This window comes from Telmatocola sphagniphila (genome assembly GCF_018398935.1).
Taxonomy (GTDB): Bacteria; Planctomycetota; Planctomycetia; order Gemmatales; family Gemmataceae; genus Telmatocola; species Telmatocola sphagniphila.
The window spans coordinates 2,422,179-2,435,235 of the sequence record NZ_CP074694.1 but is presented as its reverse complement, the minus strand read 5'-3'; the positions used below and the strand labels follow the sequence as shown (position 1 = coordinate 2,435,235).

Genomic DNA, 13,057 nt, shown 5'->3' with positions numbered 1-13,057 from the left:
ATTCTCCACACCGAAGGCGTGTCGAATCGGCGGACAATCAGGATCTGAGCACAGGATATTTAGCTCAATGTGGCGACCAGTTTTTCCAGCCCGTGCTGCTCACGATGGTACGGGCCGTCGTGCAGTGTAGTCGATTTGAATAGCTCGTGTCGACCGTCTCCCGCAATAGCTTTCACCTGCTGCCGTAGAGTATTCATCTCGGCTTCGGTCATCGGCTTGAAATCTCGGGCAATCGCCAGATCCTGCTCCAGAATTTTCTCGGAATCGACACCCACCACCAGAGAATGGATGTCCTGCGAGAGGGCATAACGGCGGGCCTCGCGCGGATCGCAAATTTTATTGAAGGTGAACTCCGCACCGCGAACGCCCGCGCCACCCCCTAAACTTTTCATTCCGATCGCACCGATATTGCGCTCGCGTAGCACGGGCAAAAACTTCTTCTCGAAACTGCGATAGAAGTGATCGCAGACGTTGATGGGGAATTGTGTGCAATCCCAGTCGGGATAGATGTCCAAAACGCTCCGATGAATATCGGGGGACTTGTGCCCGGTGAAGCCAATGAAACGGACCTTGCCTTCTTTCTTTGCTTTGATCGCTTCCGCCAAGGCGCCTCGCTCCAGCAACCATTCCGCATCATTGTCGTAGTTGCATTCGTGGAACTGCCAGAGGTCGATGCAATCGGTCTTCAGCCGGCGCAAGCTGTCTTCCAGATGTTGCCGGGTGCCAACGGCATCACGAGCACAGTTTTTGGTCATCAGGAAGACTTTCTGCCGCTTACCGTCCATCGCGAGAGCATCGCCCATGACGGTTTCGCTACCGCCCATGTGGTAGTCCCAGGCGTTATCGAAAAAATCGATCCCCTCATCGATGGCTCGGTGCATCAAACGAATGGCTTCCAGCGATTCGAGAGAACCGATATGCCAGCCGCCCAGACAAATGAGGGATACGGAAACCCCGGTTTTGCCCAGAATGCGATGCGGCAGGGTGCCCGGCTTGTAAATGGTTTCGATCATGCGAGTGCTCTGTAAGTAAGAATGAACATAGGCTTATGGACAGTAAGGCTATCCCGCAAGGTGGTAGGGCAGTGCGAGGGCAAAAGCCGGCGAAGTTACAGTGGCCTCAACCCCCCTTGCTTTCCAAACTATGGACGATATGTTCCGCGAACATCTCCGCAATTTTCGGAAGCTCTTCCCGTTTCATCAGCGCAATTTCGGCATCGGCCAGATGGGGCAGTTTCGCATCCTTGCGTAACGGGTGAATCCCGGCCGGAATCATATGCGAAGGAAGAACCGTCACTCCCAAGCCCGCTTTCACTGCAGCGATAGTTCCCGCGAGACTGGGGCTGGTGTAGCAGATGTTCCATGTCCGTTTGGCTCTTTTCAGCGCGGCCACCGCTCGATCCCGATAGATGCAGGGTTGAGGGGAAAGGACCAACGATAGAGGGTCTTCGAAGCGATAGTGATCGGCGGCTGCCCAGACTAATGGCTCACGCCAGACTTTAGTGCCGCCTTTGACGCGCTGGGGATCGCGCTTCACCAGGATCACGTCGTATTCGCCGCGATGAAATCCGTCGATCAGATTCAAAGTCAGATCGCAGCGGACGTTCAATTGCACGCGCGGGTGATGCTGCCGAAAACTGGCCAGCACATCGGGAAGATAGTGCGTGGCAAAATCTTCCGGTGTACCGAATCGAATCTCTCCTTTCACATCGGGCTCTTTTAACCGGCTGATCGCTTCCCATTGCAATTGAATCATCTGCTTTGCGTAGCCGAGGAAGATTTCCCCTTGCTCAGTCAGGCTGACACGACGACTGCTGCGATCGAATAACGGGCAACCCAGTTGCGCTTCGAGCTTCTGGATTTGCAGGGTCAAGGCCGACTGCGTTCGTCCCACCGTTTGGGCGGCCTGACTGAAGGTTCCCGTTTCCGCGATGGAAATGAAGCTTTTTAACTGCAGGCTATCGACGTAAAAGGGCATGGCCTATTCTCCAACGATCAGTATTGCTCATAGATGGTATGAGAACAATAAATTTTACTTATATTCACCTCCCGGCTAAATTGAAGATCATCAGTGAAAAACAGGAGGAATTCATGAGATTAGTGACGGACTGGGATCTCCCGATCTTCCGGATCGATCGGTTGAATCTGGTGATGGCGGCTCTGATTATCTTCGTAGCCGTCAATGTTTTCAGCTTTTCCCGGCGTTACCTGGCGGGGGATCGCCAATATCGGCGGCATCTGGCCGGAATAATATTTCTGGCACTGAGTGTACTAGGGATGGTTTTTGCCGATCATCTGGCGGTGATGCTTATCGCCTGGGGAATCAGCAATTTCCTGCTGGTGCGCCTGATGATTCACAAAAGCGAATGGCGAGCAGCCTGGAACTCGGGGATGTTGGCGTTCAAGACGTTCGCCTTGGGATTTGTGCTCCTAACAATCGGATTTGGAATACTTTCGGAGCAGGCCGGAAGCAGTTCCATCTCTCGGATCCTGGATCAAGCCGGTCAGTTCGGTAAACCGATGATGACCATCGCTCTGGCATTGATTGTTCTGGCCGCAGTTACGCAATCGGCTGCCTGGCCATTTCATAAATGGCTGCTCTCCTCCCTCAATTCTCCCACTCCAGTTTCGGCACTTATGCACGCCGGATTGGTCAACGGTGGCGGCTTTTTGTTGGTCCGCTTTGCCCCGATGTTTCAGACGCAACCGATTTTGCTACACAGTGTCTTTGTTCTGGGACTGATCTCGGCAGTACTCGGGACCAGTTGGAAGCTGATCCAGACCGATATCAAACGGATGCTGGCCTGTTCGACTCTAGGGCAGATGGGCTTCATGCTCATGCAGTGCGGCATGGGGCTGTTCGCACCGGCCATCTCTCATCTCTGCTGGCATGGCTTGTTCAAAGCGTATCTTTTTCTCTCGGCCAGTTCGGTTTTGGAAGATCCCAAGCGGAAGGCCTATTTTGGAAGCCGCAGCTTCGTTACTTTCCTTCTAGCTCTCGGGTTGGGAGTTCCAGGTGCTTTCGCCTTTCTTCTGATCAGCGGACTGTTGAACCCGACTCTGGACACCCGTCTTCTCCTGGTGGGCCTGGCCTTCATGACGTGCTGTCAACTTGCGGGCCGTGTTCTTGAAACGGGAAAAAGTCTTTCCCGGATTCTCGGAGCGGCGGTCGCCTCCATTTTCGGCGGGGGACTCTACGGCCTCAGTATTTTCCTGATCGATGTGCTTCTTGAGCCGTTGCATCTGATGACGCCGCAGCCACTCGATGTCTGCTATGTTACCGGATTTGGTTTCATTGGGATGATCTGGTTATTCATGAACTTGAATGGAATTCAACGGTTTCAAAACACGGAACTTTGGAAACGCCTGTACATGTCCGCGCTGAATTCGAGTCAGCCCAGTCCACACACCATCACCAACGTCCGGGCTCAATACCACTACTAAAAGGAACGCCGATGGGCATTATGCTGAAACTTGAGAAACCTAACCTGACACTTTCGAGTGACCGATCGTCGGTGCCTCTTTCGGAAAAAATTTCGAGAGCGGCGAATGTGCTTGCGCCGGTCTGGCCACTGAAAACCATTATTGCCTGCAATCCATTGCTTGAGCTTGAAGATCTTCCTTTCGAGGAGGCAGTCAAAAAATCCACCGGATATCATAGCTTGGGCAAGTTGGCGATATCCGGCCGGGAGGCAGTTAATCGAGAAATAATCAAATGGCTCGCCGCATTTCTGGATGAGGGACAGGCAGCGATCGCGATGCCGAATCGGGAACGCGGCTTTTACAGAACTTTCGTCGATTTGGCGAAATATGATCGTCAACTGAAATAAAATCCTTCGGTGACTGACTGGTTGAAAAAGCTTCCCGAAAATCCGGAAGCGGCCATCGAACAGAGTCTGGCGAAGTTGAGAATACTCGAGGAAGATCACGAAGAATTTCTCAGGCAAAATCTCGCCGCGCTGACTGGTTGGGCTGGCTATATTCAATGGCGTACACACTGGCGGAATGCGTGCGAAGGGCTGGCAAATCTGATCACGTTGACTGAATATCTGGCGGTACGACTGATTATCACCCTTGCGATCTGGCCCGAGGCCTGCGTCTTGAAGCAAGAGTTCGACCTTCCATCGGCCGAATTCGAGAAAATCATCCAAGCCGAGGATCGCTTCCGTAATCAATTACTCGTCGATCTAGTACACGAGTCGCACTTTCTAGAACGCAAGAAAGCTTCGCACGCCGAAGCACAGTTGATTTTCTGTATCGATGTTCGATCGGAACCTTTCCGGCGGGCGATCGAAGCTCAGGGGAACTATCAAACCTTCGGCTTTGCCGGTTTTTTCGGATTACCGATTCGTGCGAAATCCTGGGAGAAGGAGGAAGCTTTCGATTCCTGCCCAGTGCTTCTCAAGCCGTGCTATGAAGTGCACGAGGAGCCGGTGGATAAAGCTGCACTTTTGGTGACGCGATCCGTTCAGCGACGATCCTTCTGGAATGCGGTGAAGTCGTACTACCCAACGCTCAAGTATAATTTTTCCACTCCCTTTGCCCTTGTGGAAATGATCGGCCCCTGGCTGGGGCTGCAGATGCTGGCCCGAACCTTCACACCTAAGCTCTATCGCGACACACTCCAAAAAGCGATGAAGGCAGTTGTTTCGAAACCGGCCACCAAAGTGAGTTTGGAATCAATCAACTTAAGCCAGCAAATCGATTATTGCGAATCGGCGTTACGAATGATGGGGCTGACGGAAAATTTTTCCCTGTTGATTGTAATGTGTGGTCATGGCAGCGAAACCCGAAACAATGCCTACGCCACCGCGCTCGATTGCGGAGCGTGCGGTGGCAATCATGGCGGTTTTAATGCCAAGACCCTGGTAAAGATGTTAAACACGGCGAAAGTTCGCTCTGGCTTACTGGACAAGGGAATCACCATCCCCGGTCATACCTGGTTCCTGGCCGCGGAACACAACACTACGACGGATGAAGTGGTGATTTACGACGAAAAATATCCGCTGTCTGTTAGCGATCTCGTCGCGAAGCTGCGCAAGAATCTGGAGAAAGCTCGAGTTCTGAACGCGAACGCTCGCAGTTCTTCTTTGGTGGCAGCTTCGAATTATCCTTCCAGCAACGCGAATGCCTCCCGTCGCAGTTGCGACTGGTCGGAGGTTCGTCCAGAATGGGGGTTGGCTCGCAATGCGGCATTTGTCGTCGGGCCGCGGGAGTTGACCAGTCAGTTGAAGCTGGAAGGTCGGTGTTTTCTGCACTCCTACGACTGGAAACACGATGGCGATGCCAAATTTCTTAGTACCATTTTGACCGCACCGATGGTGGTCGGGCAATGGATCAATAACCAATATTTATTTTCGACCTGGAACAATGTCGCGTACGGCGGCGGCAGCAAAGTGACCAAGAACGTCATCGGGAAATTTGGCATCATGCAGGGCAATGCGAGCGATCTGATGCACGGCCTGCCGTTGCAGTCGGTTTATCGATCCGACGAACAAGCCTTTCACGAACCACTTCGACTGTTAACGGTGGTCTACGCCCCGAGAGAGCGGTTGACCCAATTGATAGAACGCAATCCCGTGCTGCAAAAACTCTTTTATAACGGCTGGGTGCATCTGGTGGTGATTGAGCCGAGCGAGAACCGGGCCTACCAGTTACATCGGGACGGTCAGTGGGAACTACAGCAGCTTAATGCTTAAGCTGGAGGATTCTGCCGGGCCAACGGAGTCTCGCCCACTCTGTTGGCCCGGTTTTTTTATATTTTCTCTGGGGTTACTCGGTGTCCCTATTGTGGCGACTGGTGCAGTTGTTTCTGGTGAACTCATCGGATTTTTCCTGCTATTAAGTGACGACGCAGTAAATGGGATTATGCCTAAAGAATCCCTGATAGGAGGAGACTGTGACAATCTTGAAATAGTGATGCTCGGGCAAATTATTTGCTTCTTTTTCACATTGCAAACGCCGGTTTCCTGTCACTAGTCTAAGTTCCCCGCACTACAGATTCTCTCGAAATCGAATAGGATACCGCAGTCCTGATCGATGATCGTCTATGTGCTCATTTAAAGAAAGTCACGAGGGTCTTATGCGTAAGTTGGGAATGCTTACCTTGCTGGCGGTTTTTGCCAGCTCCACTCTGTGGGCGGCACCACCGGTTCGCAAATTCGATGATCCGGGGGCGCCTCCTTTCACTGTCCTCAAAGAAGGGCAGAATCCTCCTCTGGATGCGAACGATAACTTTGTTATTGGGCCGAAGTATGCGGCCGCTCCGGAACGCAAGCGCATCGAGGGGGTGCCTCAAGGGAAGGTGGAGCAATTCGAAATCAACTCCAAGGAAACCAAGCTTTTCAATCCGGGAATTGCCCGCAAGGAGTTCGGGAAAGTCGATCCAAAGAATCCGAAAACGTTACTCGTGGAAACGCACCCGATCGACTACAAACGAAAAATTACCGTCTACATCCCCGCTCAGCATCCGGCAGGCCAGGAGGCCCCTTTTCAAATCATCCATGATGGTCCGGGCGGTAAACCGAGCGCTGAATTGCTGCACATTTTTGATAATTTGATCGCTCAAAAGCGAATTCCACCAATTGTTGTCATCTGGGTAGCCAACGGCGGCGGGGATGCCCAGGGCCACGAACGAGGCAAAGAATACGACAATATGAACGGCGATTACGCCGAGTATATCGAGACCGAAGTTCTGCCTCGCGTCGAGAAAAATTATCAGATAAAGCTGTCGAAAGATCCTGATCACCGGGCCGTGATGGGCAATAGCTCCGGTGGATCCGCGGCTTTGATTATGGCCTGGTTTCGAACCGATCTTTACCATCGCGTTCTGACCACATCCGGGACTTTCGTGAACCAGGCTTGGCCGTTTGATCCGAAGTATCCCGATGGAGCCTGGGGCTTCCACGAGACCCTCATTCCCAATTCTCCCAAGAAACCCTTGCGAATTTTCCTCTCGGTCGGGGACGCTGACCTGTTGAATCCCAACGCCATGCGGGATGAAATGCACGACTGGGTGGAGGCGAATAATCGCATGGCGAAAGTGCTGAAAGCGAAAGGCTACGATTACCAGTATCTCTTCTGTCGGGGGGCTGGTCACGGCGTCGGAAATGCTCAGGCGCAGTTTATGCCGCACGCATTGGAGTGGGTGTGGAAGGGGTACGTTCCGAAGTAGAGCTAGGACTTCAGCTCCGGCGAGTGATCTCGCCGGAGAATTTGCGGTACATGGAGACCGTTACTTTGCCAGTTCCGTCATGGTTTTGTCGAAGAATTTGACGCACTTAGGCAAGTTCTCGTCCAATTGTGGGATGCTGCCGTATTCGTACTCGATCGACAGATAGCCCTTATAGCCTTGACGCTTCAGTTCTGCCAGGGAGGCCGCCGGGTCGCCGCGACCCGTTCCCCACGGCACATCGTGCCCGTTGCCATTTTCATTCAGATCCTTGAAGTGAAGGTGTTCCACTCGGCCTTCCAGTAGTTTGAGGCAATCGATCGGCTTGCGGTTGGCCCTCATCCAGTGTCCGGTGTCGGAGCAAGAACCGAGCAGGGGATCGCGTTTAGATACTGCTTTGAGCACTTTTTCAGGCGGCCAGGTAGAAGGGTGGTTGTGTAAAGCGACGCGAATCTTGAATTCCTTGGCCATTTTTTCGATGACATCGTTCGGGTCCGTCTCAGTGACAAGTACTGTAAGACCCATTTTTTTCGCCCACTCGAAGGTCTTACGGGCCCCGTCTTCATCGGTGGGTATGCCGTCGACACCATAGGCCACCAGCTTAATACCGCCGGCTTCCTCGAGTTTGGCTTTAACTTCTTTAATCGTTTCGTCATTCATCGTCCGACTGATTTTGAGATCGGAACCAGGCTTAAGCTTCTGGCCGGGAAAGATCTCGAGATATTTGATGCCGAGTCCCTTGGCCTTGTCGACAGTCTCGAAGAAGGTCAGCTTGTTGAAAGTCCAGCATTGCAAAGAGAGCTTGATGCCGAGTTTTTCCGAGGCGGAATCGTCTCGAGTGTTCGGCTTCGGTTCGGCCGCCGTGCACGGGGCGATGAACGCCGCGGTCAGTAGGATAGTAAAAATGGATCGCATCGTTTTGGGTTCCTCTAGGGGAGTAAAGGTTGATCACTTTCTCTTCGAATTGCGCCTATTCACCAGGAATTAGGGTACTGACCTAGCTCAAAGCACGTACGAGTTTTTCAGCGTTATTGTATTCTCAGGGTTCGCGGAAGCTTGAGAAACCTCAAAAAGTACCACCCGTGAATCCTTGGAATAGTACCGGGTGGCTCGAGATTGCTCGGGTTGCTACGGAAAAAGCGCCTCGCTCAGATCTTTCCAATGACTTAACGTCGTGAAGTCTCATTTCGCATTGATAGATTGGAAGCGAAGCCAGTCGTCGGAAGTTCTCAAATGCCGACAAGGCGATCTTTGGCGTCTCCAAATTCTTTCAATTCCAGGCCCATGCGGTCCATGAGGGAAAGATAAAGACTGCAAAGCTTTCTCTTGTCATCGCCCGATTTAAGATAATCGAGCGATCTGCCAGTCTTCAACTTACCGCCCAGCCCGCCCGCCAGAACGAGAGGAACTTGTTGGCCGTTATGGGCATTCCAGTGTTCGGAGACAAACATGATGCAGGAGTTATCCAATACGGTGCGATCCCCTTCCTGCATCTTGGCCAGCTTGCCAATTAAGTACGCGTACTGTTCAACGTGGAACTTGACGATCGATTGGTATTCCGGTCCTTCATTCGAGTGCGATAGATTATGGTGAGCATCCCGAAGATTTAAAAATGGATAAACCTGACCCGATAGATCACGCGATAGTAGTAAGGTCGCAATTCGAGTGCGGTCGGTTTGAAATGCCAGAGCAATAATATCACACATCAACTTCGCGTATTCGCTGAAATCTTTCGGTTGGGCTAACGGGGGACGTGCCGAAGCGGGTGGTAACTTGCTAGCGGAGTCGCTTTGCGGTTTCAGTTTTTGAATTCGTTTTTCTGTTTCGCGGACTGATGTCAGATACTCGTCCAGCTTCACCTGGTCCGAGCTACTGACTTTGCCTCGCAGGTCATTGGCCTGGGCGAGGGCGTGATCCAATATGCTTCCTTGCAACTTGCTGCTCTGCATGCCAAAAAGGCTATCGAACGCGAGTGCGGGAAATAACTCAATCGGGATCGGCGAGTTCGGCGTACGCCAGGAAATGTGCGAGGCATAAACCATCGAATAGTTGGACTCGTGGAATCCGCTGACTGGCTGTTCGCAGCCCAGAACCATGCTGGGAACGGGTGTTGCATCTTCGAGATGTTGCGACAGCATTTGATCCATGCTGACGCCGCCTGAGATCAATCGACCTTTCTGAAGATTCGCTCCGGAAAGGATGTTACCGGTGCATTTGGCATGGCCGCCATCCCCATGGCGATTGAATAAGCCGTTGATGACGTTCAGTTTTTCCTTGAAGGGGGCCAACGAAGTCAAGCTGGAGCCGAGCTCCATCTCCGATCCGTTGCCTTTAGACCACCAGTGGTGCGGCGATATACCGTCGCCCATGAACAAGCAGGCAAACCGCTGTGGTACTTTTGTCTTGGCCGCCAGATCTTCTCCCGCGAAGAGTTTTGTCGACTCTAGCCAGGGAAGAGCAATCGAACAACCCAGCCCCTGCAGAACGGTTCGGCGGTTTATCTTTTTGGGAAAATTCACGGCTTCTCTCCGGCAGGATGGATTTTTAAAACAGTCGGCTGATAATCTTTACCACGTTGACTACGAAATTGCGGACTGAGGACGACCGATTCGAACAGTGCGGAAAAACGGTAATCGTTCTCTTCCAATTGAGCCTGTAGTTTTTCCAGCAGCACCTTATCCGATAATTCTAGAGATCGCCCTAACCCGAAACCGAGAAACTTTCGGCATAGAGTTTGGGTAAATTCGTTCTTCCTGTTTGTGGCCAGATACCGAGCGAATTCCGGGATGCCCTGCGAAACTTCGCCGGAAGGGAGGTGAACGAGGTTGTCGACCTGCCTGCCCGCCAAGTCCTTCGTTCTATGCTTGCCGATAGGATCGAAGCCTTCCATCGCAAGACCGATGGGATCGAAGTGCTGATGGCAGCGGGCACACATTACATTTTCCGTATGCAAGGCCATCAGTTCCCGGATGCTCTTGCCCTGGGTATCGGTCTCCTTCGCGGGAAGAACGGCCACATTCGGTGGCGGCGGGGGAATATGTTCGCCCATCAGTTCATGCACGGTCCAGTATCCGCGCTTGACTGGACTGGTACGGCCCGGTTGGGAGTTTTTCGTCAGAAACACAGCCATGCCCAGAAAACCGCTCCGACCTTTCGCGGTAAGTCCACTGATCTTGATCCAAACAGCCTCTTCGCCTGGGAAGGGAAAACCATAATGGCGGGCCAACCGCTTGTTGACATAAGTAAAATCGCCATTCAATAAGTTCAGCAGGGAAAGATCTTCCTGTATCAGCCCTGTGGCAAATCGCGTGGGTTCTTCGAACATCGCTTGTTTCAAAGAATCGTCGAATTCGGGAAAGAGTTGCCGATTGACGGTCTCACTTTGGAGGAAATCCCGATATTTCAACCACTGGCCGAAGAACTCCTGAGCGAAGCCGCTGACCTTGGGATCCTTAAGCATTCGTCGCACTTGAGCCTTCAAAACTTTTTCGTTATTCAGTTCGCCCTTCGAAGCCAGATCGAGTAATTCCTTATCTGGCATCGAAGACCAGAGGAAATAACTCAAACGGGAGGCCAGTATCAGATCGGAAACGGGCTGAATGGTTTTCCCAGCGGGAGGCAACTCCAGTCGATAACAAAAATGCGGCGAAACGAGGATGCGAGTAATGCTGGCCCGCACGGCCTGCTCGATCCCGAATTCAGCCTGGCGGGCTACCGACGTATAAAACTCGACAAGTTCCTTGTTCTCCTGCTCGGATAGAGGACGACGATAGGCCGCTTTTGCGAAATTCTGCAAGTTGCGAATATAAGCGGCTTCCGCTTCCTTCAATTGCTTATCGCGTCGTCTCAATCCTTGGCGGATGTCTTCGAAGAAAGCGTGAATTGGATGTTTTTCCAGTTCCTCGCCGGTCACTTTAACATTGGAACGCTTCAGATAAACCTGTTCGAAACGGAGCAGATTATCTTCTTTTCCCAGATCCGGATCTTCCTCTTTGAAAGATTTAAAATCGGGGTGCTTGAGAAAGCCGCGTTCTTCTCGTTCGAAGAAGACGAAGCCATGCAGCATCTTCTCGGTAATTTTGGTGGCAAAATAGAGTTCGTCCCAGAAACGATCCAACGACTTCTTTTCGGTTTCACTCAGGACCGAATTGTAAAGGGGCTGATCGTCCCGGAAGAACCCTTCGATCAGGTGAAAACCCGCGGAAAGGCCGCGAGTCTCATCGACATAATAAAAGCGATTGGGAAAAAGCTGGCAGAAGGTTTCACAGGATTTCTGAAACGCCTTGGCAGCGGGATGATCTCTGGCAATCAGAAATACTCCGCAAGTTACATCTTCACGAGGATTTTTTTGATTCGATAAACTCACTCGGGCAAAACCGGACTGCGAGTCCTTCGCATTGAGACTGGCTTCCGCATAGAAATTCTTGATCAATGGATCTTTTAAAGCCTCGGGAGGAATCCCAATTTCTATGACTGAGGGCACTTTAAGAATCAGACTGCCAGCATCCACTTTATTCCCGAGCGGATGAACGCCGAATTCCATCGTTTTTAATTGATCCGGTGCATACTTTACCAGGAAATTCCGCAGGGAAAGATTTCGTTTCAGGTCCTGGGAATTGTAATCCGGTTCTCCAGCAGAACTGAAATTCAACCGATTCAGAAGGACGTATTGATCTCCCTGATCCGAAGGCTCGCCGGAAATGGAAATGATCAATTTCGATGGTGATTTATCTGAGCTTTTCTTGAGTTCCCAATGGAGTTGCTGCGCTGGTTTCTGCAAGACTTCTCTGTTGAATTTGTCTCGGCCGGCCGCCATTTTTTTTCGTCGATCGATGTGCACTATCGGGGCATTGCCGCCATCCGAAATGATGGCCTGAGTTTCCACAGTACAGAGCTGCTTACTGAGCTTCTGAATTGTGCTGGCGATGGATCGAATTTGCCGCAGTGTCTCTGGCGGTATCGCGGTCTCTTTCTCGGAAACCGGGGCCGGGAGGGCATTCCAGGTTTGACGGAGCCACTGGATATAGAAGACGTTGTTGGAAGTATCGTCCTGTAACAGGTTCCAGAGGGAAGCCAGATATTTCGCGCTTAATTTGTGCTCCGTCGCCCAGGTTTCGATGCTGACGTCGCGCCGGGACGCCGGGCGATAGCGGTACGACCAGGCGGAGGCGAGGTAAGTTTCGTACTGGATTTTGTGTTGATCGTAAAAGCGCAGGATCGCTTGTTCATAGAACTTTTGCTGATCGGCGAAAGTGATGACGGGATAAGGGGCAAATTCGAATCCGGTGGTGGTCAGAAGCAAATGGTCGGCCACCTGTTGAGCGGCCGCATAGTACTTTTTGAACAGATTCGGCGACATGACCAGCGCTTCGCCCGTATTGTTGAAGCCTTCACCGGAGGCCGGATCGATGGGGAAAGACGCAGTGGGGCGGATATCGACACCCGTCAAGTCGCGAATGGTATAGTTGTACTCGGCGTTGCTGAGTCGTCGGGGCAACGAAACTCCCGGATCCTCCGCCAGTTTTTTTGCTTCGAGTAGCAACCCCTTTTCTAGAGCCGCCAGGAATTCCTTCCGCTCGGCGGTCTCGGGTTGCTTAGCCTCCTTGGGAGGCATCTTCTCGTCTTTCAGGAAAGAGATGACATGTTCCCATTGCCGAAAATCCTGAGCAATCGAGGCAGTGGACGTGTACTTGGTGAGATCAAGTTCGCCCTCGGAGGTCTTGGGATTATGACATTTCACACAGTAAGACTGCAGGAAAGGCAAGACCTTTTTCTGAAACGAATCATCCTCGGAAGCCCGACTGAAGTGATCATTTAATGGCGTAAACGAAAACAGCAGCAAGCAACCGACATAGTGGAATAATCTTGGCATTGATGCGGAAGGATC

At 51.9% G+C, this 13,057-nt stretch carries 7 protein-coding genes and 1 pseudogene; 3 read left to right on the top strand and 5 right to left on the bottom strand.

Features of this window, described 5'->3' with window-relative positions; translation table 11 throughout:
- Positions 1-59: 59 nt before the first annotated feature.
- On the bottom strand, positions 60-1,013 hold the full coding sequence (locus KIH39_RS09680) for an aldo/keto reductase (protein WP_213499129.1): 954 nt from the start codon (positions 1,011-1,013) through the stop codon (positions 60-62).
- 106 nt (positions 1,014-1,119) lie between these two features.
- The gene (locus KIH39_RS09675; RefSeq protein WP_213499128.1) at positions 1,120-1,977 is read right to left on the bottom strand and encodes a LysR family transcriptional regulator; all 858 of its coding nucleotides are present in this window, start codon (positions 1,975-1,977) and stop codon (positions 1,120-1,122) included.
- Between the two features lie 113 nt (positions 1,978-2,090).
- On the opposite strand from KIH39_RS09675, the gene KIH39_RS09670 reads away from it, so the two are divergent.
- The 3 genes and pseudogenes from KIH39_RS09670 to KIH39_RS09655 all read left to right on the top strand — a co-directional run bounded on the left by KIH39_RS09670 (position 2,091) and on the right by KIH39_RS09655 (position 7,173).
- Complete coding sequence (locus KIH39_RS09670; protein WP_213499127.1) at positions 2,091-3,443, top strand: proton-conducting transporter transmembrane domain-containing protein; 1,353 nt, start codon at positions 2,091-2,093, stop codon at positions 3,441-3,443.
- Positions 3,444-3,454: 11 nt separating this feature from the next.
- A pseudogene (locus KIH39_RS09660) lies at positions 3,455-5,698 on the top strand (DUF2309 domain-containing protein).
- Positions 5,699-6,081: 383 nt separating this feature from the next.
- Positions 6,082-7,173: an alpha/beta hydrolase gene (locus tag KIH39_RS09655; RefSeq protein ID WP_213499124.1), complete on the top strand. Its 1,092-nt coding sequence runs from the start codon at positions 6,082-6,084 to the stop codon at positions 7,171-7,173.
- 60 nt (positions 7,174-7,233) lie between these two features.
- Here KIH39_RS09655 and KIH39_RS09650 read toward each other — a convergent pair whose 3' ends face one another.
- The 3 genes from KIH39_RS09650 to KIH39_RS09640 form a co-directional block, all read right to left on the bottom strand.
- The gene (locus tag KIH39_RS09650) at positions 7,234-8,085 is read right to left on the bottom strand and encodes a sugar phosphate isomerase/epimerase family protein (protein ID WP_213499123.1); all 852 of its coding nucleotides are present in this window, start codon (positions 8,083-8,085) and stop codon (positions 7,234-7,236) included.
- Positions 8,086-8,399: 314 nt separating this feature from the next.
- Positions 8,400-9,689: a DUF1552 domain-containing protein gene (locus KIH39_RS09645; RefSeq protein ID WP_213499122.1), complete on the bottom strand. Its 1,290-nt coding sequence runs from the start codon at positions 9,687-9,689 to the stop codon at positions 8,400-8,402.
- The gene (locus KIH39_RS09640; RefSeq protein WP_213499121.1) at positions 9,686-12,934 is read right to left on the bottom strand and encodes a DUF1592 domain-containing protein; all 3,249 of its coding nucleotides are present in this window, start codon (positions 12,932-12,934) and stop codon (positions 9,686-9,688) included. Before KIH39_RS09640 ends, KIH39_RS09645 begins: the two co-directional genes overlap by 4 nt.
- Between the last annotated feature and the right edge of the window lie 123 nt (positions 12,935-13,057).